Genomic DNA, 22679 nt, shown 5'->3' with positions numbered 1-22679 from the left:
TCCTGGTGGGTCTCAGGGCTTGAAGGTCACCGGAAGGCGGGCCGGGCCGCTTCCGGTGGGCGGTACTTGGAGCGTCTTGAGGGCGAACTCCATGACTTCCTTGTAGATGGGTCCGCAGATCTGGCCGCCGAAGTAGCTTCCCTTGGTGGCGTTCTGGATGGCGCAGTAGACCGTGACGCGCGGCTTGTCGGCGGGCGCGAAGCCGGCGAACGACGAGGTGTAGCCCTTGTAGCGGCCGGTCGCCGGGTCGACCCGGTTGGCCGTACCGGTCTTGCCCGCGACGCGGTAGCCGGGGATGCGGGCCTTGGTGCCGGTGCCCTCTTCGTCGTCGACGACGGATTCGAGCATCTGCGAGACGGTCTTCGCCGTCTTCTCGCTCACCACCCGGGTCTTCTTGGGCTTCGGCGCGGGCGTGAAGCGGCCGTCGGGGCCCTTGGTGCCGCGGACCAGGGTGGGTTCGACGCGTACGCCGCCGTTGGCGATGGTCGAGTAGACCGAGGCGGCCTGCATGGCGTTGATCGATACGCCCTGGCCGAAGGGGATCGTGAACTGCTGCGAGGTGGACCACTTGTCGGCGGGGGCGAGGATGCCGGAGGTCTCGCCGGGGAAGCCGAGCCCGGTCTCCTTGCCGAGGCCGAACTTCCGCAGGTACGAGTAGAGGACCCGGTTGGCCTCCTTCTGCGTCCTGCCGAGCTCTCCGGTGGCGAGGATCGTGCCGATGTTGGAGGACTTGGCGAGCACGCCGTTGAGCGTCAGGTGCCAGGTGGGGTGGTCGATGTCGTCCTGGAAGAGGCGGTCGCCGCGGTGCAGCCGGTTGGGCACCGTCACGTGCGTGCCGGGCGTGGCGGCGTTCTCTTCCAGGACGGCGGCCATCGACATGACCTTGGCGGTGGAGCCCGGCTCGAAGGCGTCCTGAAGCGCGGCGTTGCCGAGGGCGGCGCCGTCGGCCCGCGAGAGGTCGTTCGGGTCGAAGCCGGGGGCGTTGGCCATCGCGAGGACCTCGCCGGTCCGCGTGTCCTGCACTATCACGTAGCCACGGTCGGCCTGGGACTTCCTGACCTGCTCACTGATGGCGTTCTGCGCTGCCCACTGGATGTCGCGGTCGATGGTGAGCTCGACGTCGGAGCCGGGCACGGCCGGTGTCTCCGTGGAGCCCGCCGTCGGCACCTGGCGGCCGCCGGACTGGGCGTAGCGGACCTTGCCGTCCTCGCCGGCCAGCTGCTTGTCGAGCTGTGCCTCCAGGCCGCCCGCGCCCTTGCCGTCGGAGTTGACCCAGCCCAGTATCCCGGCGCCGAGGTCGTCGTTCGGATAGACCCGCTTGCTGCTCGGGTCTGCGAGGACGCCCGCAAGCACGTTCGGCGATGCGGGGTCGGTGCCCGCCTTCTCGGCGAGGGCGCCGCGCAGGTCCTTGATCTGCTTCCACACCTGGGGGCTCTGGCGGCGGGCGAGCAGGACGTAACGCGTCTTGGGGGTCTTGAGCTTCGCGGTGAGCTCGGCGACGTCCTTGTCGAGGATCGGGGCCAGCAGCGCGGCCGCCTGCTCGGGCGCGTCGTCGGTCTTCATCTCCTTCGGCGTGAACAGCGTGGGGTCCGCCGTGATGTCGTACGCGTCCACGCTGGCGGCCAGTTCGACGCCGGCGCGGTCGGTGATGCGCCCGCGCTCGGCGGCCAGGGTGTGGGTGAAGTAGCGGTTCTTCTCGGCCTTGGCGGCGTACGCGCTGGCGTCGACGGCCTGCACCTGCAGCAGCCGTACGACGAAGGCGAGCATCACCAGCGTCAGGCCGAGGCTGACCATGCGCAGGCGCGGCCGTGGGCTGCCCAGGCGGATGGTGCGGGCCTTGGCCTTGCCCTTGGCGGCGGGCCTGCGGGCTGCGGGGCGGCCGCCCGGCGCGGGGCGGCGCGGGGCGCTTGCCTTGGCCGGGCGGACGGGCTTCGCGGGTCCTGGCACCCGGCGCCGCGGGGGTTCCCTGTCGGGCACTTGCGTCACCTGCCGGAGGTCGTCGTGGGGAGGCCGGGCTGCGCGGGCGCCTGGGCGGCGGGGGTGGGGGCGGGCGGCGGGGCGGACACCGTGGAGTCCGGGGCCGGTGGCGGCACGGGGGGTGCGACCGGGATCGAGACGGTCGCCGCGGGGGACGCGACCTCCTGCGGGCGCGGCGCGGGGTACCCCAGCGACGAGGGGCGGGCCGCGGCGCCCGGCACGCCGCGCACGGTTCCGTCGGGGTCCAGGAAGGCCGGGTCGCCGCCGGGGACCATGCCGAGCTCACGGGCGCGGCGCTGGAGGGCGTCGGGGGCCGCATAGCCGTCCACTTCGCGCTGGAGCTCCTGCTCCTCCTCGGTGAGCTCCTTGGTCTCCTTCTTCAGCTCGCTCAGCTGGAACGAGCCTTCGTTGAGGGAGGAGTTCAGGATGAGCAGCACGATCAGGCCGCCGCCGAGGAGCACGACGACGAGGAGGACGAAGGGCGTGCGCGCGGCCTGGGTCGGGCCCTGGGGCAGCAGCCGTGCGAGGCGGGCGGCCCTCCCCCGCAACTCGGGCTTCTTGCTCATGGAGCCTCCTCGCGGACTCTGATCAGCGGGTGCTGCTCAGCGGACGTCTTCGCGTACGCGCTGCGCGCCCCGCAGCCGGGCGGGGGCCGCCCTGCGGTTCTCGGCGACCTCTTCCTCTGTGGGGAGTTCGGCGCCGCGCGTCAGAAGCTTGAGCCGCGGCTGGTAGCGCTCGGGGACGACGGGCAGGCCGGGCGGTGCGGTGTTCGCGGCGCCGGCCGCGAACACCTGCTTGACCAGGCGGTCCTCCAGCGAGTGGTACGAGAGGACGGCGATCCGGCCGCCGACGGCGAGTGCCTGGACCGCTGCGGGAATGGCCCGTTCCAGGACGCTCAGCTCGCCGTTGACCTCGATGCGCAGGGCCTGAAAGGTGCGCTTGGCGGGGTTGCCGCCGGTGCGCTTGGCGGCCTGCGGCAGCGAGTCGCGGATGAGCTCGACGAGCCGCGCGCTGTTGCTGAACGGCTCCTTCTCGCGTTCGCGGACGACGGCGCTCACGATGCGCTTGGCCTGCTTCTCCTCGCCGTACTGGCGCAGGATCCGCACCAGTTCACCCGGTGCGTACGTGTTGAGGACCTCGGCGGCGCTGATGCCGGTCGTCTGGTCCATGCGCATGTCGAGGGGGGCGTCCTGGGCGTACGCGAAGCCGCGGTCGGCCTCGTCGAGTTGCATGGAGGAGACGCCGAGGTCGAAGAGGACGCCTTGGACGCGGGGGATGCCGAGGCGGTCGAGCACGTCGGGGAGTTCGTCGTAGACCGCGTGGACCAGGGTGGCCCGGTCGCCGTAGGGGGCGAGCCGCTCGCCGGACAGGCGCAGCGCTTCCTTGTCGCGGTCGAGGGCGACGAGGCGGGCGGCCGGGAAGGTGGCGAGGAGGGCCTCGCTGTGGCCGCCGAGTCCGAGGGTGCAGTCGACGACGACGGCGCCCGGCTCGGCGAGCGCGGGGGCCAACATGTCCAGGCACCGCTGGAGCATCACCGGGACGTGTCGGCTGTTGTCGCTCAAGGGGCCCTCTCAGGTCCGGCGCGGCGTGCGCACGCACCGCCGGGTCCCCACCCGCTCCGTGAAGGGGAATGGACTGCTGGCGCCGGGGAAGTGGCGTCAGCCGACCGGGAGCGGGAGGAGGCCGAGCCGTACGTACGCGCCGCGCACGTGGGGGGATTCTGGGAATCCCCGGGATGTGCGGTCCAGCAGGGAGCAGGTCACGTCTCCCGCTTCGCGTCACTTTAGTCCACCGTGTCGCCCGGTCAATCAACCGGCCTGCGCGTCGCGGACCGGCCGCGACAGGGGTGCGGAGCCGGTGGGCTCACCCGTTCGGCCGTACTCCGGCCGGCCTGTGGGTTAGCTCACAACAAGAGTCTTTGACGTTCTTTGTCCCTCCTCACAGCGGGCCGGGACGATCAACGCGCATTAACGTCTTAGCCATGTCGACTTCCGCAGCCTCCCCGGATAACACGCCCGCTGAGCCCCTCGGCGACATAGCCGCGGGGACGGTCACCGACCGCCTCGTGGACGCGAACGCGAAATACGCCTCCGAGTTCACCGACCCCGGCATGGACGCCCGCCCCGTCCTGCGCGTCGCCGTCGTCGCGTGCATGGACGCCCGTCTCGACCTGCACGAGGCACTCGGCCTCGAACTGGGCGACTGCCACACCATCCGCAACGCGGGCGGTGTGGTGACCGACGACGTCGTCCGCTCCCTGACCATCAGCCAGCGCGCGCTCGGCACCCGCAGCGTGGTCCTCATCCACCACACCGGCTGCGGCCTCGAGACCCTCACCGAGGAGTTCCGCCAGGACCTGGAGAACGAGGTCGGCCAGCGGCCGACGTGGGCGGTGGAGTCCTTCCGCGACGTCGACCAGGACGTGCGACAGTCGATGGAGCGGGTGCGGACCTCGCCGTTCCTGCTGCACACCGACGACATCCGGGGCTTCGTCTTCGACGTGAAGACGGGTCTGCTGCGGGAGATCCACCCCGCGTGACGGACAAAGCGTCATAGGATCCGACAAATCGCCGCCAGTTATCCACAGGCGAGTGACACGACCCGGTATGCCCAACAACAATGCGGGGGTGGCATCACGCAGAACCATTCATGTGTGGCGCCCGTGAATTCGGGGTGTACCGGGTCGCACGCTTGAGTGGCGGCCCGACTGGGGTATCCCCTGCTCCTTGGGAGTGCGGGGAAGGGCCGAGGAGGGCCGGGTGACGACCTATGACGATCGAGCGAGCCTCACAGATCTGACCACGACAGCGGAGCGTGTCCGCAGGTCGGTGGAGGGTGTGATCGAGGGCAAGCCAGAGGTCGTACGGCTTTCGCTGACCGTGCTCCTCGCGGAGGGGCACCTGCTCATCGAGGATGTGCCGGGCGTGGGCAAGACCATGCTCGCCAAGGCGCTGGCGCGGTCCATCGACTGCTCCGTGCGGAGGATCCAGTTCACACCGGATCTGCTGCCGTCGGACATCACCGGCGTGTCCATATTCGACCAGCAGCGCAGGGACTTCGAGTTCAAGCCGGGCGCGATCTTCGCGCAGATCGTGATCGGCGACGAGATCAACCGCGCGTCTCCGAAGACGCAGTCCGCGCTCCTGGAGTCCATGGAGGAGCGCCAGGTCACCATCGACGGGCAGACCTATGAACTGCCCAGCCCGTTCATGGTCGTGGCCACCCAGAACCCCGTCGAGATGGAGGGGACCTACCCGCTGCCCGAGGCGCAGCGCGACCGCTTCATGGCGCGGGTCTCGATCGGTTATCCCGGGCCCGAGGCCGAGCTCCAGATGCTCGATGTCCACGGCGGCGTCTCGCCCCTGGACGACCTCCAGCCGGTGGCGCACGCGCACGACATCGTGAAGCTCATCGACGCCGTGCGCACGGTCCACGTGGCCGATCCCGTCCGGCGGTACGCGGTGGACCTGGTCGGCGCGACCCGCAACCACCCGGACCTCAGACTCGGCGCGTCCCCGCGCGCGACGCTGCACCTGCTGCGCGCCGCCAAGGCCTCCGCCGCGCTCAGCGGCCGCGAGTTCGCCCTGCCGGACGACGTGCAGGCACTGGCCGTCGCCGTCCTCGCGCACCGCCTGCTGCCCACGGCCCAGGCCCAGCTGAACCGCCGTACGGCCGAGTCCGTCGTCCTGGAGATCCTCCAGCGCACCCCGGTGCCCGCCGCCACGCCACCGGGCACCGGCGCCTACTTCGACCAGCAGCCGCCCGGCGCCCGGAGGCTGTGATGGCCCTCGGGGGGAGCCCGGCGGGCCCCGCCGAGGACGAGAAGGGCGGGGTGCGCACGGCCCTCGCGGGCCTGACCACCCGCGGCCGCTCCTTCCTGGCGGCCGGCGTCGCCGCCGCCGTCTGTGCCTACGTCCTCGGCCAGAGCGACCTGCTGCGCGTCGGACTGCTGCTCGCCGTGCTGCCGCTGGTGTGCGCGACGGTCCTGTTCCGCACCCGCTACCGCGTCGCGGGCAGCCGCAGGCTCTCCCCCGCGCGCGTGCCCGCCGGTTCGGAGGCCCGCGTCCACCTGCGGATGGACAACGTCTCGCGGCTGCCCACCGGCCTGCTCATGCTCCAGGACCGGGTGCCGTACGTGCTCGGGCCGCGGCCCCGCTTCGTGCTCGACCGCGTCGAGGCGGGCGGGCGGCGCGAGGTGTCCTACCGCGTCCGCTCCGACCTGCGCGGCCGCTATCCGCTGGGGCCCCTGCAACTGCGCCTGACGGACCCCTTCGGGATGTGCGAACTGACGCGCTCCTTCTCGACGTACGACATGCTGACGGTCATCCCGCGCGTGACGGCCCTGCCACCGGTGCGGCTCACCGGCGAGGCGAAGGGGTACGGCGACGGGCGGAACCGCTCGCTGGCGCTGGCCGGCGAGGACGACGTCATCCCGCGCGGGTACCGGCACGGCGACGACCTGCGCCGGGTGCACTGGCGCTCCACCGCGCGCTACGGCGAGCTGATGGTGCGCCGCGAGGAGCAGCCCCAGCGGGCCCGCTGCACGGTGCTCCTGGACACCCGGGGCGTCGGCTTCCGGGGCGCGGGGCCCGACTCGGCCTTCGAGTGGGCGGTGTCGGGCACGGCGTCCGCCCTGGTGCACATGCTCGAACGGGGCTTCTCGGTGCGCCTGTTGACCGACGCCGGCACCTCCGTGCCGGGCGAGGGCTCGGACGGCTTCGCGGGCTCCGGCCAGGAGTCGGCGGACGCGGCCGGACTGATGATGGACACCCTCGCGGTGATCGACCACTCGGACGGCGCCGGGCTCTCCCGGGCCTACGACGTGCTCCGCGGCGGGAACGAAGGGCTTCTCGTCGCCTTCCTCGGCGACCTGGCGGAGGAGCAGGCGGCGGTGGTCGCCAAGATGCGCCAGCGCAGCGGCGCCGCGGTCGCCTTCGTGCTGGACAGCGCGGCCTGGGCGCAGGGCCAGGGCGCCCCGCCGTCCGAGGCCGGTGACGCGCGCGTGCGGATGCTCCGGGAGGCGGGCTGGACGGCCCTCGCCGTCCCGCCGGGCGCGGACCTCGCGGACCTGTGGCGGCAGGCGGACCACGCCCGCACGAGCGCGGGCCCCGCGCCCGCGGCGGACACGACGACCGGGGGATGGGCATGAGCGGCCGGGGACGTACGGCAGCGGGGGGACGCAAGACAGTGGGGGAACGGTCATGAGCGGGCGCGCGCGGCTCGCGGTGTGCGCCACCGCGGCCACCCTGATGGCGTCGGGCTCGCTGCTGCCGCTGGTCGACCCGGCGACGTGGTTCCTGCAGGCGGTGATCCTGCTGGTGCTCCAGAGCGGGGTGGGCGCGCTGGCCCGGCGGGTGCCGCTGGCCAGGCCGCTGACCGTGGCGGTGCAGGCGCTGGTGTCGCTCTTCCTGCTGACGCTGGTCTTCGCCCGTGAACAGGCCCTCGCGGGGATCGTGCCCGGACCCGAGGTCTTCCAGCGGTTCGGCCTGCTCCTGGAGGCCGGGGGCAACGACGTCAGCAAGTACATGATCCCGGCGCCCCTCAGCGACGGCATACGGCTGATGCTGGTCGGCGGTGTCCTGGTCATCGGCCTCGCGGTGGACGCGCTCGCGGTGACGTTCCGCACCGCGGCCCCCGCCGGGCTTCCGCTGCTCGCCCTGTACTCGGTCGCGGCGGGGCTCTCCGACGGCGGCGCCGGATGGCTGTGGTTCCTGCTGGCCGCGGCCGGCTATCTGCTGCTGCTCCTGGCGGAGGGGCGGGACCGGCTCTCGCAGTGGGGCCGGGTGTTCGGCGGCGCGGCGCGCGCGCCGGGCCGGGTCTCCGGAGGTCTGGAGAGCAACAGCGGGGCGCTCGCCCCGGTCCGCACGGGACGGCGCATCGGGGCCGTGGCCCTCGGCATCGCCCTGGTGGTGCCGCTCGCGCTGCCCGCCCTGGACGGTGGCCTGCTGGACGGCTCCGGCGGCCCGGGGGGCGGCGGGTCGGGCGGCGGCGGCACGATCTCGGCCGTGAACCCGCTGGTCGCGCTCCAGGACAGCCTGAACCAGCCGGAGGACCGCGAGGTCCTCTCGTACCGTACGAACGCCGAGTCGACCAACGACCTCTATCTGCGCATCGTCTCGCTCGACCAGTTCGACGGCACGACGTGGAAGACCACCGTCCGGCGCATCCAGGACGTGCCGTCGCCGCTGCCCGACCCCGTCGGCCTGCGCCCCGACGTCCGCAGGACAGAGATCCAGACGAACCTCTCGGCCGCCGACAGCTACGCGCAGAACTGGCTGCCCATGCCCTTCCCCGCCAGCCAGGTCGAGATCGGCGGCCGCTGGCGGTTCGAGCCGGTCGGCCGCGCCCTCGTCGGCGACCGGGGCCAGACCACGCGAGGCGCGCGGTACCAGGTCAAGAGCCTGGTCGTGGAGCCCACGGCCGAGCAGCTGGCCGCCGCGCCCGCGCCGCCCGACGACTTGCGGCGCGAGTTCACCGACGTGCCGGAGTCGCTCCCGGCGATGGTCGGCGAAAGGGCCCGGCAGGTCACCAAGGGCGCCGCGAATCCGTACGAGCAGGCGGTCAAGCTCCAGGACTACTTCGCCTCGGACGGCGGCTTCACGTACAACACGCAGGTGCGGGCGGGCAGCGGGCCCTCCGCGATCGAGCGGTTCCTGAAGCAGAAGGAAGGCTTCTGCGTCCACTTCTCCTTCGCGATGGCGTCCATGGCGCGGACCCTGGGGATCCCGGCGCGGGTCGCGGTGGGCTTCACGCCGGGCACCGCGCGGGGGGACGGTTCGATGTCGGTCGGGCTGCGGGACGCGCACGCCTGGCCCGAGCTGTACTTCGAGGGCGTGGGCTGGACCCGTTTCGAGCCGACCCCGAGCCGCGGCACGGTGCCCGACTACACCCGTTCGGACGTCCCTTCGGGCGACGTCGGCGACCCGGACACCCCGGAGCCCGCCGAGTCCGCCGAGCCGTCCACGGCGCCTTCCGCGTCGGACAGCTGCCCGCCCGACATGAAGAAGCAGGGCGGCTGCGCGAGCGCCGCCCCGCAGGTCGCGACCGGATCGGGCGGTGAAGGACCGCCCATCGGGATGATCGTGGGCATCGCCCTCGCGGCGCTGCTCGTCCTCGGCGTACCGCTGCTGCCCCTGCTGTGGCGGACCCGGACCCGGGCGGTGCGGCTGGGATCCGGCGGCCGCACCGAGGCGGAGGCAGCGGCGCGGACGCTGGCGGCCTGGCTCGAAGTGACCGATACGGCCTGGGACCACGGCATCGCGCCGGACGAGTCGCTGACCCCCCGGAAGGCCGCGGCGCGCATCGTCCGTGTCGGACAGCTGGCCGCGGGTCCCGCGGAGGCCGTCCATCGGGTGGCGGCCGCGGTGGAACAGGTGCTCTACGCCCCGCGCCCGCAGCCCGCAACCGGACTGGCCGAGGACGTCCGGCGGGTACGGGACGGGTTGAACGCCTCGGTGGGCCGGGCCACCCGGCTGCGCGTGACGCTCGCGCCGCGTTCGGCCGCGCGGGTGGTGTGGGCGGTCTCGGACCGGTGGGCGGCGTTCGGCGCGCGCCGGCGGGAACAGGCCGCGAGGGCGTGGGCGACGGTCGCGCGGAAGCTGCCGCGGCGGGCCGGGCAGGAGGGCTGAGCGCCGGGACGGGCCTCCCGGGGGCGGTGCCTCCGGGAGGGGCGGGGCCTCCGGGAGGGGTGCCTCCCGCCCCGCCCCGCCCCTCCCCTCCCGGAGGCGCATCATCAGCGGGTGCGTACACACGTGTGAGGGGTGACCGCCCCACCGGGCGGTCACCCCTCACACATTGCCTTGTCTGCTCGGTCAGTCCTGAGCGCCTGCGCTCACTGACCGCCCTGCTGTTCGTCGCGGCGGCGCTGCCACCGCTGCTCGATGCGGTCCATCACTGAGCGGCGCTGCCTCGCCTGCCGTGGGGCCGCGGCCCCGCCCGGCGCGGCGGCCGTGCCCGAAGGTTGTTCGCCCGGCTTCGGCGCTTTGCGCCAACCGGTGACGGCGAGCACCGCGCAGCCCAGCATGACGAGGAACCCCACCACGCTGATCCAGATCTGCTGGGCGACCATTCCGGCCATGAGAAGGGCGATACCCACCAGGAAGCCCGCGACCGCTTGGTAGACCCGCTTCCGGGTGTACGTACGCAGCCCGCTTCCCTCAAGCGCTGTCGCGAACTTGGGATCTTCGGCGTACAGCGCTCGCTCCATCTGCTCGAGCATGCGCTGCTCGTGCTCCGAGAGCGGCACGGAGTCCTCCTCATCGTGCAGTCGCCGGGGCGACCGGGGGTCCCCTTCAGGATAGGCAGGGAATCGCCCCCGTGAAACCCGCCCCTCTACGCCAACTTCGCCAAACCGGACCTTCACGCCGATCCGGCTCGCTGAAGCGTGCATTCCCCAGCGGCCGAACCCTCATGCAGAACGGTGTCCCTCGATCATACGGCGCCCGTAGCCCGTTCGGGGGGCCTGTGGCGTACTCCATGTGCGGCTGCGGCCCTGATCAGCCGGTCGGCCGCCGGGCGCCTCAGGCCCCGGTGGCGTCCCGCACCTCGCCGAGCACGTGCAGCTGGGTGGCCACGGAGTGGAAGGCGGGCAGCTCCGCGGCGGCGGCCTCCAGCTTGAGGAGGGCCTCCAGGGCGCCCGGCTCGGTGTCCACGAGGACGCCGGGAACCAGGTCGGCGAAGACCCGGACGCCGTGCACCGCGTCGACGCGCACGCCCGCGGCCTCGACGAGACCGGTGAGCTGCTCGGCGGTGAAGCGCCGCGGCACGGGGTCGCCCGCGCCCCAGCGGCCCGCCGGGTCGGTGAGCGCGGTCTGCGCCTCCTTGAAGTGCCCGGCGAGGGCCCGCGCGAGCACGGCGCCGCCGAGGCCCGCGCCGAGGAGGCTGAGGACGCCGGAGGGGCGCAGCGCGTCCACGGCGAGGCGCACGCCCTCGGCGGGGTCGTCCACGTACTCCAGGACGCCGTGGCACAGGACCGCGTCGAAGCCGCCGCGCTCGACGACGTCGAAGAGGCCGAGCACGTCTCCCTGGACGCCGCGCACGCGGTCGGCGACGCCGGCCTCGGCGGCCCGGCGCTCCAGCGCGAACAGGGCGTTCGGACTGGGGTCGACGACGGTGACGCGGTGGCCGAGGCGGGCGACCGGCACCGCGAAGTTGCCGCTGCCGCCCCCGGTGTCGAGCACGTCCAGTTCGGTGCGCGACTCCCGGCCGGTGACCTGGACGCGGCGGTCGAGGGCGTCCTTCAGGACGTCCCAGACCACGGCGGTACGGAGAGAAGCGCGCGGACGAGGGGGGTCGGAGCGCAGCGACGCCGGCTGAGAGTGGTGGTGGGAGGCGGGCGGGCGCATCGGGTCCGACACGGCAGTTGACTCCTCGGCGCGTGGGGTGCGAACGCCTCCACCCTATTGCCTGCGGAACCGTGCCCCGGCCATGCCTCCCGGGGCACGGACGGGCCGGTCAGCCCGCGTCCGGCGGCTCCCGGCCCGCGTCCTGCGGCTCCTGCCGGGGCTGGGGCAGCACGGGCTGGAGCACGAGCATCCGCTCGACGATGCGCAGGAACATCGCGACGTCGCGGAGCAGGTCGTCGGCGTCGCGGGCGGTGGCGGCGGCCGCTATGCCGGCCTCGGCGCGGGCCCGCCGGGCGGCGCCGGAGGCGAACAGGGCGCTCCACTCGGTCAGTTCGGGAGCTATTTCGGGGAGGACTTCCCAGGCGCTGCGGATGCGCTGCCTGCGGCGCGGGGTCGCCTCGGGGCGGCCGCGCGCGGCGAGGACGGCGGCGGCGGTGCGCAGGGCGGCGAGGTGGGCGGTGGCATAGCGCTCGTGAGGGGCGTCGAGGCGGGCGGCCTCGTCGATTCCGGCGCGGGCCTGGGCGAGCAGTTCGAGAGCGGCGGGCGGGGCGGTCGCGCGGCGCAGGACGGGGTGGACATCGCTCGCCGGGCCGGTCAGTGAGGGAGCAGGGCCGACGGCGCGGTGCCGGCGGGCGGCTGCTGCGGAAGTGCTGGCCATGACGAACCTCCTGTCGTCGTGTGACGGCGCAGTGGCCGTATGTGCCCATCGTGGAGTACGCCACTGACAATCGGCTCTGACCTGGGGCTTTGCCACGAGGGCGGGTTCGGGCCTACTTTTGTACTGACCAGTCAGTTCAAAAGCCGGTCCGTTGAGGCCGGCTCGATGGAGGGGCAGGGGGGACTGTGGACGGTCCGACCGACGGCGCGCGCGGAGCCGCCGTCACCGCCGAGGAGTTCGGGCTCGAGGGGCCGCGGGGCTGGGCGTTCCGCGGCATCGGTTTCGAAGCGGAGCCCGGGTCGCTGATCGCGCTGGAGGGCCCTTCCGGTTCCGGCCGCACCTGTCTTCTGCTCGCACTCACGGGACGTATGCGTGCCACCGAGGGCCACGCGTCCGTGGGCCGCTTCCGCCTGCCCGGGCAGCTGGCCGCGGTGCGCCGGATCAGCGGGCTCGGCCCCGTGCCCGGCGTCACCGACCTGGACCCGGCCCTGACCGTCGCCGAGCACCTGCACGAACGGGCGCTCCTGGAGCGGCGGTTCGGCGGACCGCTGCGCGGTCTGCTGCGGCCCCGCGCCGAGCGGGCAGCGGAGACGCGGCTGCGCGTCGAGGCCGCGCTGGCCGCCGCCGGGCTCGACGTGGAGAGCCTGCCCAAGGGGCGACGGACCTCGGTGCGCGACTTGGAGCGGCTGGAGGCCCTGCGGCTCTCCGTGGCCCTGGCCCTGATCGGCCGGCCGCGCGTGCTCGGCGTCGACGACACCGACCTGAAGCTGTCGGACGCCGAACGGGCCGAGGCGTGGGGGTTGTTGAAGTCCCTCACGGAGCGCGGGACGACCGTCCTCGCGGTGTGCAGCGAGGCTCCGGAGGGCGCGGTCGTGGTCCGCACCGACACCACCCGCCTCACCGACACCTCCCACCCCAACGACACCTCTCACCCCACAGGCGCCACCCTCCGCACCGACGACGACAAGGAGACGGCGGATGCGCTCCCCGAAACTGGCCGCGCTTGAGCTCAGGCGCTTCGGCAGGGGGAAGCTGCCGCGGGCCGCGCTCGTCGCCCTCCTGCTGCTCCCCCTGCTCTACGGCGCGCTGTACCTGTGGTCGTTCTGGGATCCGTACGGCCACCTGAACCGCATTCCCGTGGCGCTCGTCAACGACGACAAGGGAGCCACCGCGCAGGGCAAGAAGCTCGCGGCGGGCGACAACATCGTCGAGGGGCTGCGCGACAGCAAGACCTTCGAGTGGCACGAGGTGAGTGACGCCGAGGCGCGCAAGGGCGTGGAGGACGGGACGTACTACCTGTCGCTGACCATGCCCACGGACTTCAGCAAGCGCATCGCGTCCAGTTCGGGGGACTCTCCGGAGACGGGTGCCCTGCGGGTGCACACGAACGACGCCAACAACTACATCGTCGGGCAGATCTCACGGACGGTCTTCTCCGAGGTGCGCTCCGCCGCGTCCACGAAGGCGTCGCGTTCCTTCCTCGACAAGATCTTCATCTCGTTCTCCGACATCCACGGAGCGACGCAGAAGGCCGCCGACGGCGCCGACAAGCTGGACGACGGCATCGGCAAGGCGAAGAAGGGCACCAAGGACCTCGCGAACGGTCTGAAGGACGCCAAGAAGGGCAGCGGCGACCTCGCCGGGGGCATCAAGAGGCTCCACACGGGCGCGGGCAAGCTCGAGGACGGCTCGAAGAAGGTCGCGGACGGCACGCAGAAGCTGGCCGACAGGGTCAACGGCGCGGCGGACAAGGTGCGGCCCTTCCTGAAGGACAACGGCAGGAGCATCGGCCACACGGCCCAGCTCGTCGCCGACTCCTCCAAGGCGATGCGCCGCAACCTGGGCACCTGGGTCAAGGTCGCGCCCGGCGCGGCAGAGGGCGCCGAGAAGGCCTCGCGGATCATGGACGACTTCTATACGAAGCAGTGCGTGAAGGCCCCCGTGCCCGACCCCGGCTGCCCGGAGTTCAAGAAGGCCAGGAAGGCCGCGGAGGACGTGTCGACCATCGCGGACGACATGAACACCGTGATCAAGGACCAGAACAGCGACGTCAAGAAGCTCGACAAGCACCTGGCCACGCTCCAGAAGAAGTCCCAGGCGCTCGCCGACCGCGCCCCGCACCTCGACGAGGACCTGAACACCGCCGTCACGCAGATCAACGACCTCAACAAGGGCGCGGGGAAGGTCGCCAAGGGCGCCAAGAAGATCCACACCGGCCTGGGCACCGCCAAGACCGGCGCCGACGACCTCGACACCGGCATCGGCAAGCTGGAGACCGGCGCGGGCGACCTCAAGGGCGGCATGTTCAAGCTGGCCGACGGCTCCGCGAAGCTGTCCGGCGGGCTGCACGACGGCGTCAAGAAGATCCCGGACTACGACAAGAAGGACCGTGACGAGCGCACCGGAGTCATGTCCGACCCCGTGCGGCTCGCCTCCCAGTCGCTGCACAAGGCGCCCAACTACGGCACGGGCTTCGCGCCGTACTTCATCCCGCTCTCCCTGTGGGTCGGCGCGATGGTGGCGTACATGCTGATCCAGCCGCTCAACCGGCGCGCGCTCGCGGCGGGCGCCTCCGCGTGGCGCATCGCGATCGCGGGCTGGCTGCCCGTGGCGGCCCTGGGGGTGCTCCAGACCGCGGCCCTGCTCTCGGTCCTGCACTGGGGGCTCGGCCTCGAGATGGTCCGGGCGGCCGGGACGGTGGGCTTCCTCTGCCTGGTGACCGCGTGCTTCGCGGCGATCGTGCAGTGGCTCAACGCCCGCTTCGGAGCGGCCGGGCGGATCCTCGTCCTCGCCGCGCTGATGCTGCAGCTGACGTCGGCGGGCGGCACGTACCCCGTGCAGACGAGCCCCGGCTTCTTCGGCGCGATCCACCCCTTCCTGCCGATGAGTTACGTCGTCGAGGCTCTCCGGAGGCTCATCACGGGCGGCGGCCTCGGTCCTGTCTGGCAGGGTTGCGCGGTCCTGTCGGCCTTCACCCTGGGCGCCCTCGCGCTGACCGCGCTCTCCGCGCGCCGCAAGCAGGTGTGGACCCTGGACCGGCTGCACCCGGAGCTGAGCCTGTGAGTGTGAGAATCAGGACCATGGACAGCAGTGCAGTCAGCACCCGCCGCGAGGCCACTCGGCAGAAGCTCTACGAGGCCGCCGTCACCCTCATCGCCGAGCAGGGTTTCTCGGCCACGACGGTCGACGAGATCGCCGAACGGGCCGGCGTCGCGAAGGGCACCGTCTACTACAACTTCGCCAGCAAATCGGTCCTCTTCGAAGAGCTGCTGCGGCACGGCGTCGGTCTGCTGACCGCCTCCCTGAAGGAGGCCGCGGAGGAGGCCGACAGGAGCGGCGGCAGCAGGGTCGACGCCCTCGACGCGATGATCCGCGCGGGTCTGGTCTTCATCAACCGCTATCCGGCCTTCACCCAGCTGTACGTCGCCGAGCTGTGGCGCACCAACCGGGCCTGGCAGTCCACGCTGCTCGTGGTCAGGCAGCAGGCCGTCGCGGTGGTCGAGGACGTGCTGCGGGCCGGCGTGGAGAACGGTGAGCTGAGCGAGGAGATCGACATCCCGCTGACGGCCGCCGCGCTCGTCGGCATGGTCCTGGTGGCCGCGCTGGACTGGCAGGCCTTCCAGCCGGAGCGCTCGCTGGACGACGTGCACGCGGCCCTCTCGCGGCTGCTGCAGGGCCGGGTCAGCGGCACGCGCGCGTAGGGACACGAAAACTCCGCACAACGGCGCCGGTCCGGTGTCCCCCGTCACCGGGCGGCACCGGACCGGCGCTTTCTTCGTGTCCCCCCGTGACCCCCGTGCGACCCCCGTTTGGTCGTCCCCCCGAGTCACCCCCGTACCTCGCTCCCGCCGTGTCGGCGGGAGGAGCGGCCAAGGGCGCGGCACCGTTCCGCCGCCCCGTGTCGGCGGTACCCGTACCGCGCCCTTCTCCGTGCCCCACACTCTTCCGTCTGCGCAGGTGGGGCCCCATCCGCGCGGGTACTCATCTCACCCACTAGGTACGGATACTCAGGCGTACGCACTCATCCCCAGGCCGCTTCGCCCCCGACTGGTTACGATCACGTCCGTGTCCGTACTCCCCCTGGTGTTCACCAGCGGCTGGGCGAGCGGGATCAACGCGTACGCCGTTGTCCTGTTGCTCGGCGTCTTCGGCGCGACCGGAGTCAGCGACGAGGTCCCCGAGGCGCTGCAGCGGCCCGATGTGCTGATCGCGGCCGGTGTGCTCTTCGTGTGCGAGGCCGTCGCCGACAAGATCCCGTACGTCGATTCGGTCTGGGACACGGCGCACACCGTGATCCGGCCGGTCTCCGGCGCCGTGGTGGGCGCGCTCCTCGCGGGGCAGAGCGGGTCGCTGCCCGACCTGGCCGCGGGCGCGGTGGGCGGCACGACCGCGCTGGCCAGCCATGCGGTGAAGGCCGGCACCCGGATGGCGATCAACACCTCGCCGGAGCCGTTCAGCAACGTCGTGATGAGCACGGCCGAGGATCTCGGCGTCGGCGGCGTCATCAGCTTCGCGATGTTCTACCCGGAGGCCGCCGCGATCATCGCGGCCGTGCTGCTCCTGCTCGGCCTGTTCCTGCTGTTCTTCCTCGTCTCGCGGATCCGGCGGTTCCTGCGGCGCAGGGCGCAGCGGCGCGAGGAGAAGCGTCTCGCGGAGCGGACCGGGCCACCCCCGCCGTGACTGTCGGTGGCTGCCGATAAAGTCCCTGGCATGGCACGGATTGTGGTGATCGGCGCCGGTCTCGGCGCGATGACGGCGGCCGCCCGGCTGGCCGTCGCTGGCCACCGGGTGGTGGTGTACGAGCGCGGTGCGACGTACGGCGGTGCGCTCGGCCGCGTCGAGCGGGACGGCTTCGCCTTCGACACCGGACCGGGGCTGCTTCAGCTCCCCGCGGTCTACCGCGACCTGTTCGTCAAGACGGGCAAGGAGCCGCTGGAGAAGTGCGTGGAGCTGTCCCAGGTGGAGCCCGCCGTGCGCCACGTCTTCGCGGACGGCACCGCGGCCGACCTGCCGAACGCCTCGCGGGCGGGCGTGGGCGAGGCCCTGGACACGGCTCTCGGCGAGGGCGCGGGCGCGCGCTGGTCGGCGTTCATGAACCGCGCCAGGGAGGCCTGGGACCGCACCCGCCGCCCCCTCCTGGAAGAGCCCCTCTGGCCGAACTGGGAGGTGCTCGCCGCCCGTGAGCCGTATCCCTCGGTGCCGCTCAAACGCCTGCTGCGCCGGGAGCGCCGCGCGGTCACGCTCAGCGAGGTCGGCGATCTTGAGCTGGGCGGTGACCCGCGGCTGATCGCGCTCCTGGAGCAGTTCGCCCTCGCGCACGGCCTGGATCCCCGCGCGACACCGGCGAGCGCGGCCGTCCTGCCCTATCTGGAGCAGACGTTCGGCACCTGGTCGGCGCGGGGCGGCATGCGCTCCCTGGCCCGTGCGGTGTACGAGCGGTGCGTCGCCCGGCGGGTCGAGTTCGTGTTCGACTCGGCGGTGTCGCGGATCGTGGAGAAGGACGGCCGGGCGGCGGGCGTGGAGCTCGCGGACGGCACCGTCGCGGACGCGGACTTCGTGGTCGCCGGCGTGGCCCCCACGCTCCTGGACGGCATGCTGCCCGGCAGGGCCCTGCGGGCGGAGGGTGACGTCCCCGCGCGCTCGGGCATGCCCAGCAGGCTGACGGTGCTTCTGGCGCTGTCCGGGGCGCGTCCCGAGGGCACCCCGCTGCGGACGGTGCTGCACTCGGCCGACCGGCAGGACGAGCTCGACCGCCTCTTCGGTGAGCGGCCCGGACTCCCCGCCTCGCCCACCGTCGCGGTGCTGCGCCCCGACGACCCGGACCTGACGCCGGACGGCGCGCACGAGGCGGTGACGCTCACGGTGACGGTGCCCGCGCACCTGGAGATCACCCCGGCGGACGTGGAGCGGGTGATATCCCGCGCCGAGGCCGTGGTCCCTGACCTCCGGAGCCGCCTCCTGTGGCACGAGGTCCGCACCCCGGCCGACATCGCGGAGGCCACCGGCGCCGACGGCGGCGCGGTCCCGGCCCCGGCGCTCGCGGCGGCCGACGGGAAGCTGCTGCACCCCTCCAACAGCACGCGGCTCCAGGGCCTGTTCGCCGTCGGCGGCTGGGCGCACCCCGGCGGCGGCCTGCCGCACGCGGGCATGTCGGGCACGCTCGTCGCGGGCCTGATCGTGGAGGGCCCGGAGTTCCGCGGCTCCCAGTGAGCCCCGTGCCTCAGTAGCGGTACTGCTGCTCGTTGTAGCCCTGCCCGTCGTATCCAGGAGGTCCGTCCTGGTACGGGGGTTGCGGCTGCTCGGGCGGCAGTTCGCCGCCGTACTGGTCGTCGGTGGTGCGCTGCTGCGGCACCCAGACGCCGCCCGGCGGGGTGTCCTCGTACGTACCGCCGAGAGAGCCGCTGTAGGTGTCGCCGCCGTACGGGGCGTACTGCTGCGGATCGCCGTAGGTGTCGTAGCTCTGCCGCGCGCCGTAGGTCTGCGTGCCGATGTACGGGTCGGAGTAGGCGGCGTACTGCTGCTGGCCTGTCTCGTCGTACGCGTAGTTCTGCTGGCCGTGCTGCTGAGCGTGGAGCGGGTCGAAGCCGGAGTAGGCCGCGGCGTCGTAGCCGTAGCCCTCGCTCTGGTGGGTGTCGCCCGCGCTCGGCGGGGCGTAGGCCGCGTCGCTGTACACGCCGTACTGCCCGGTGTCGTCGGGCAGCGGCTCCGGGTCGTATATCCCGCCGGCGGGAATGTCCGGGCCGTGCGCGGGCGGCGGCGGAACCTGGTCGTACGCCAGGCCGGAGACATTCGGATCGGAGAGGTCCGGATCGGCCGCTCCCCCGTCGGACACTTCCAGGTCGGAGACCTGGAGCGTCGGTTCCTGCACGGCTGTCGCGGCCCGCGCAGGCCGCTTGCGGCGCTTGCTCAGGCCCGGCCGCCCGCCGAGCGCCCAGCCGGTGGAGAAGCCCTGGCGGAACGACATCGTCACGTACGTCTGGCCGGTGGCGAACGCGATGGCGCCGATCCCGATGAGCCACACCGCCGGGATCAACACACCGACGACGACGCCGAGGAAGCCCACGAAGGCGAGCAGGCGCCAGCGCAGCCTCGCCTTGTACTGCAGCAACACCTCGCCGAGCAGCCACAGCGCGACGCATCCGAACGCGATGTAGAGGACCGTCCAGCCCATGTACGCCCCTCTCCCCTACGGTCGCCGCCCCTCGGGTGCGGGTACGACCGTTCAGGCCTGGTGGTGCAGGCCCAGATTCTCGTAGATTTCCAGCGTCGCCGTGGAGTTGTTCAGCGTGATGAAGTGCAGACCGGGCACGCCTTCGGCCAGCAATCGCGCGCAGAACTCCGTCGCGAACTCGATGCCAATGGAGCGTACAGCGGCGGGATCGTCCTTGACCGAGAGGATCCGCTCTTTCAGCTCGGCCGGGAACACGGCGTTGCTGAGCTGCGGCAGCCGGTCGAGCTGGCGGACGTTGGTGACAGGCATCATCTCGGGGATGATCGGCGTCCGGCAGCCCGCCGCCTCGACGCGGTCGCGCAGCCGCAGGTACTCCTCGGGGTCGAAGAACATCTGCGTGATCGCGTAGTCCGCGCCGGCCCGGCACTTGTCGATGAAGTGCCGGGTGTCGGACTCCCAGTCGGGCGAGCGCGGATGCATCGCGGGAAAGGCGGCGACGCCCACGCAGAAGTCGCCGGACTCCTTGATGAGTTCGACCAGTTCGGCGGCGTAGGTGAGGCCCTCGGGGTGCGCGATCCAGTCGCCGAGCGGGTCGCCGGGCGGGTCGCCGCGGACCGCGAGCATGTTCCGGATCCCGGCGTCCGCGTACTGCCCGATGATGTTGCGCAGCTCGGCCACGGAGTGGTCGACCGCCGTCAGGTGCGCGACCGGCGTCAGGGTCGTGTCGGCGACGATCTGCTGGGTCTCCTTGACCGTGCCGGTGCGCGTCGAGCCGCCCGCGCCGTAGGTCACGGAGACGAAGTCCGGGGCGACCGCCTCGACCCGCCGCAGCGCGTTCCAGAGGTTCCGCTGGCCCTTCGGGGTCTTCGGAGCGGAGAACTCGAACGAAAATGTCGTTTTCCCGGTCGCGAGCATGTCGCGCACCGTGCGCGCACGGTCAGTCCTGGTCGAAGCTGTGCCTGAGGCCATATGGGCAGGTTAGCCAGGCCGCGACGGTCACCCAACCAGACCTGGGGGATTTAGCCGATTTGCCGCTTTGTTGTCCACGGATCGGACACTCCCGGGCTGTTGATCAGACGGATGTGCGGAGCCGCTTCGCGAACTCCGCGGCGGCGGCTCCGGGGTCGTCGGCCTCGGTGATCGCACGCACGACGACGACGCGCCGCGCACCCGCCTCCAGCACCTCGTCCAGGTTGCCCGCGTCGATGCCGCCGATGGCGAACCAGGGCCGGTCCGTGCCGAGCGAGGCGGTGTACCGGACCAGGTCGAGGCCCGGGGCGTGGCGGCCCGGCTTGGTGGGCGTGGGCCAGCACGGCCCCGTGCAGAAGTAGTCCACGCCCTCCTGGACGGCGGCCGCGGCGGCCTCCGACTCGGCGTGCGTGGAGCGGCCGATGAGGACGTCCTCGCCGAGGATGGCGCGGGCGGCGGGGACGGGCAGGTCGCCCTGGCCGAGGTGCAGCACGTCGGCGCCGACGGCGTGCGCGACGTCCGCGCGGTCGTTCACCGCGAAGAGCTTGCCGTGCCGCCGTGCGGCGTCGGCGAAGACCTGGAGGTGCGCCAGCTCCTCGCCGGCCTCCATGCCCTTGTCGCGCAGCTGCACGATGTCGACGCCGCCCGCGAGGACGGCGTCGAGGAACTCCGGGAGGTCTCCCTGCCGCTTGCGGGCATCCGTGCAGAGATAGAGCCGGGCGTCCGCGAGCCGGGTGCGGTGGTCGGCGGCCATGGAGAAGTCCCCCCGTTGTCGGTGGCGTACCGGACCGCGTGATCGCACGCGGTCCGGTGGGCCGGACGGTGTGTTCAGGTCAGACGGCCTTGCGCCTGCTCAGACGGCGAGCGCCTGGGCGCGGCGCTTCACCTCCGTGCCGCGATTCTCGCCCAGCGCCTGCACGGGGGTGCCGGGCAGGGTCGGGTCGGGGGTGAAGAGCCACTCGAGCATCTCCTCGTCGGAGAAGCCGTCGTCCCTCAGGAGCGTCAGGGTGCCGGCGAGGCCCTTGACGACCTTGTCGCCGTCGATGAAGGCGGCGGGCACCTGGAGCGCCCGGTTCTCCCCACGGCGTACGGCGATCAGCTGGCCCTCCTTGACCAGCTGGCGCACGCGGGTCACCTCGACATCGAGCATTTCCGCGATGTCGGGGAGGTGCAGCCAGGCAGGGACAAGAGCGTCAGTCTTTGCGTCAATCTCGGTCACCGTCCCAGCGTATCTCTGGCCGGGGGCCCGCGACGGGTGGTGCTGCCCCGGCCGGGGCGGGGGCCGGACCTGTGCTCCACCGCGGGCCGGTGGGGGCTGGTCGCGCAGTTCCCCGCGCCCCTGGAGGGCCCGCTACAGTGCCGCCTTCTTCAGGGGAACCGAAGGGTCCGCCGTCAGCGTGGGGTCGAGGCGGGCGCCCCACTCGATCAGTCTGCGGCCCTGGGCCAGGTCCCGGGGGCGGCCCACCGCGAGGACCGCCACCAGGGCGCCCTCCCGCAGCCAGCACACCGACCAGGCCACACCCGTCGGGTCGCCGCGCCACACCAGCTCGTCCGCCGAGGCGTGGTGGCCCGCGTACTGCACGAAGCGGCCGAACTGCTCCGACCAGAAGTACGGCACGGGGTCGTACGCCGCGGGGGTCTCGCCGATGATGTTCGCCGCCACCGTGCGCGGGCCCTGCAAGGCGTTGTCCCAGTGGTGCACGAGCAGACGCTCGCCGTACCTTCCCGAAGGGAAGGAGGAGCAGTCGCCGACCGCGTACACGTCGGGCGCCGACGTGCGCAGGCCGTCGTCGGCCACGACCTCCCGGTGGCTGCCCAGCTCGATGCCGGAGCCGGTCAGCCAGGCCGTCGCGGGCCGCGCCCCGATGCCGACGACGACGGCGCCCGCGGGCAGCCGGGTCCCGTCGGACAGGACGACGGTGCCCGGTTCGACACGCTCCACGCGCGCGTGGGTGCGCAGGACCGCTCCGGAGTCGGCGTACCAGCCCGTCATGGGGGCCGCGACCTCCTCGGGCAGCGCTCCGGCGAGCGGCCGAGCGGCGGCCTCGACCACGGTGACGGAACAGCCCGCCTCGCGCGCGGCGGTCGCGAACTCCGCGCCGATCCAGCCCGCCCCGACGACCACGACGTCCTGCTGCTCGGCGAGGACCGGGCGCAGCCGCTCGGCGTCGTCCAGGGTGCGCAGGAGGTGGACGCCGGGGACTCCCTCGGTGCCGGGCAGCCGGATCGGTTCGGCGCCGGTCGCGAGGACCAGCACGTCGTACGCGAGGGGGCCATCAGCGGTGTCCAGCTCGTGGTCGGCGGGGCGCACGCCGGTGACCGCGCGCCCCAGGACCAGCTCGATGCCGAGCGCCTCGAAGTCGATGTCGAAGGCGGAGCCCTCCGCCTTGCCGAGCAGCACCGCCTTGGACAGCGGCGGCCTGTCGTACGGCTGGTGCGGCTCCGCCCCGACGAGGGTGACCGGGCCGGCGAACCCCTGTTCCCGCAGGGCCACCGCGGTCTGCACCCCGGCCATGCCGGCTCCGACGATGACGACGCGCCGCTCCGCGTGCCGCTGATT

General features: G+C 72.7%; 20 protein-coding genes. 9 read left to right on the top strand and 11 right to left on the bottom strand.

Annotated elements, in window-relative coordinates:
- Window positions 1-12 precede the first annotated feature (12 nt).
- The 3 genes from ACH4D5_RS26650 to rsmH are packed head-to-tail and all read right to left on the bottom strand — an operon-like array spanning window position 13 to window position 3539.
- Complete coding sequence (locus ACH4D5_RS26650) at window positions 13-1977, bottom strand: penicillin-binding transpeptidase domain-containing protein (protein WP_398307195.1); 1965 nt, start codon at window positions 1975-1977, stop codon at window positions 13-15.
- A gap of 5 nt (window positions 1978-1982) precedes the next feature.
- Entirely contained in the window at window positions 1983-2543 is a 561-nt protein-coding gene (locus ACH4D5_RS26645) for a septum formation initiator family protein (protein ID WP_398307193.1), read from the bottom strand.
- A 36-nt stretch (window positions 2544-2579) separates the two neighbouring features.
- Window positions 2580-3539: a 16S rRNA (cytosine(1402)-N(4))-methyltransferase RsmH gene (gene rsmH / locus ACH4D5_RS26640; protein ID WP_398307191.1), complete on the bottom strand. Its 960-nt coding sequence runs from the start codon at window positions 3537-3539 to the stop codon at window positions 2580-2582.
- A 419-nt stretch (window positions 3540-3958) separates the two neighbouring features.
- On the opposite strand from rsmH, the gene ACH4D5_RS26635 reads away from it, so the two are divergent.
- From ACH4D5_RS26635 to ACH4D5_RS26620, 4 genes are all read left to right on the top strand, one after another.
- On the top strand, window positions 3959-4516 hold the full coding sequence (locus tag ACH4D5_RS26635; RefSeq protein WP_398307189.1) for a beta-class carbonic anhydrase: 558 nt from the start codon (window positions 3959-3961) through the stop codon (window positions 4514-4516).
- A 220-nt stretch (window positions 4517-4736) separates the two neighbouring features.
- On the top strand, window positions 4737-5759 hold the full coding sequence (locus tag ACH4D5_RS26630; RefSeq protein ID WP_398307187.1) for an AAA family ATPase: 1023 nt from the start codon (window positions 4737-4739) through the stop codon (window positions 5757-5759).
- Window positions 5759-7126 (top strand): DUF58 domain-containing protein, encoded by a 1368-nt coding sequence (locus ACH4D5_RS26625; RefSeq protein ID WP_398307186.1) that lies wholly within the window; start codon window positions 5759-5761, stop codon window positions 7124-7126. Before ACH4D5_RS26630 ends, ACH4D5_RS26625 begins: the two co-directional genes overlap by 1 nt.
- A gap of 52 nt (window positions 7127-7178) precedes the next feature.
- Window positions 7179-9605 (top strand): DUF3488 and DUF4129 domain-containing transglutaminase family protein, encoded by a 2427-nt coding sequence (locus ACH4D5_RS26620; protein ID WP_398307184.1) that lies wholly within the window; start codon window positions 7179-7181, stop codon window positions 9603-9605.
- Between the two features lie 203 nt (window positions 9606-9808).
- Here the strand turns inward: ACH4D5_RS26620 and ACH4D5_RS26615 are convergent, their stop codons facing one another.
- The 3 genes from ACH4D5_RS26615 to ACH4D5_RS26605 form a co-directional block, all read right to left on the bottom strand.
- Window positions 9809-10222, bottom strand: a complete 414-nt coding sequence (locus tag ACH4D5_RS26615) for a DUF3040 domain-containing protein (RefSeq protein WP_398307182.1) — start codon at window positions 10220-10222, stop codon at window positions 9809-9811.
- A gap of 274 nt (window positions 10223-10496) precedes the next feature.
- The gene (locus ACH4D5_RS26610; protein ID WP_398307180.1) at window positions 10497-11333 is read right to left on the bottom strand and encodes a class I SAM-dependent methyltransferase; all 837 of its coding nucleotides are present in this window, start codon (window positions 11331-11333) and stop codon (window positions 10497-10499) included.
- Between the two features lie 97 nt (window positions 11334-11430).
- Entirely contained in the window at window positions 11431-11979 is a 549-nt protein-coding gene (locus ACH4D5_RS26605; RefSeq protein ID WP_398307178.1) for an SAV_6107 family HEPN domain-containing protein, read from the bottom strand.
- A 185-nt stretch (window positions 11980-12164) separates the two neighbouring features.
- Between ACH4D5_RS26605 and ACH4D5_RS26600 the strand changes: the two genes are divergently transcribed.
- From ACH4D5_RS26600 to ACH4D5_RS26580, 5 genes are all read left to right on the top strand, one after another.
- Entirely contained in the window at window positions 12165-12986 is an 822-nt protein-coding gene (locus tag ACH4D5_RS26600; RefSeq protein ID WP_398307176.1) for an ATP-binding cassette domain-containing protein, read from the top strand.
- Complete coding sequence (locus tag ACH4D5_RS26595) at window positions 12958-15042, top strand: YhgE/Pip family protein (RefSeq protein ID WP_398307174.1); 2085 nt, start codon at window positions 12958-12960, stop codon at window positions 15040-15042. Before ACH4D5_RS26600 ends, ACH4D5_RS26595 begins: the two co-directional genes overlap by 29 nt.
- Window positions 15043-15059: 17 nt before the next feature.
- Window positions 15060-15680: a TetR/AcrR family transcriptional regulator gene (locus tag ACH4D5_RS26590; protein ID WP_362992455.1), complete on the top strand. Its 621-nt coding sequence runs from the start codon at window positions 15060-15062 to the stop codon at window positions 15678-15680.
- Between the two features lie 364 nt (window positions 15681-16044).
- Window positions 16045-16659 (top strand): DUF4126 domain-containing protein, encoded by a 615-nt coding sequence (locus ACH4D5_RS26585; RefSeq protein WP_398307172.1) that lies wholly within the window; start codon window positions 16045-16047, stop codon window positions 16657-16659.
- A 30-nt stretch (window positions 16660-16689) separates the two neighbouring features.
- A complete protein-coding gene (locus ACH4D5_RS26580; protein WP_398307170.1) occupies window positions 16690-18189 on the top strand; it encodes a phytoene desaturase family protein in 1500 nt (499 codons plus the stop codon).
- Window positions 18190-18199: 10 nt separating this feature from the next.
- On the opposite strand, the gene ACH4D5_RS26575 is transcribed toward ACH4D5_RS26580, so the two are convergent.
- From ACH4D5_RS26575 to ACH4D5_RS26555, 5 genes are all read right to left on the bottom strand, one after another.
- Window positions 18200-19150 (bottom strand): hypothetical protein, encoded by a 951-nt coding sequence (locus ACH4D5_RS26575; RefSeq protein WP_398307168.1) that lies wholly within the window; start codon window positions 19148-19150, stop codon window positions 18200-18202.
- A gap of 51 nt (window positions 19151-19201) precedes the next feature.
- On the bottom strand, window positions 19202-20119 hold the full coding sequence (gene metF, locus ACH4D5_RS26570; protein ID WP_398307166.1) for a methylenetetrahydrofolate reductase [NAD(P)H]: 918 nt from the start codon (window positions 20117-20119) through the stop codon (window positions 19202-19204).
- A 103-nt stretch (window positions 20120-20222) separates the two neighbouring features.
- Complete coding sequence (thiE, locus tag ACH4D5_RS26565) at window positions 20223-20873, bottom strand: thiamine phosphate synthase (protein ID WP_398307164.1); 651 nt, start codon at window positions 20871-20873, stop codon at window positions 20223-20225.
- Window positions 20874-20972: 99 nt separating this feature from the next.
- A complete protein-coding gene (locus ACH4D5_RS26560) occupies window positions 20973-21338 on the bottom strand; it encodes an Rv2175c family DNA-binding protein (RefSeq protein ID WP_362992467.1) in 366 nt (121 codons plus the stop codon).
- A 132-nt stretch (window positions 21339-21470) separates the two neighbouring features.
- Window positions 21471-22634: an NAD(P)/FAD-dependent oxidoreductase gene (locus ACH4D5_RS26555; RefSeq protein WP_398307795.1), complete on the bottom strand. Its 1164-nt coding sequence runs from the start codon at window positions 22632-22634 to the stop codon at window positions 21471-21473.
- Window positions 22635-22679: the final 45 nt, after the last annotated feature.

This window comes from Streptomyces sp. NPDC018029 (genome assembly GCF_044327655.1).
Taxonomy (GTDB): Bacteria; Actinomycetota; Actinomycetes; order Streptomycetales; family Streptomycetaceae; genus Streptomyces.
This window is presented reverse-complemented; position numbering and strand designations above follow the sequence as displayed.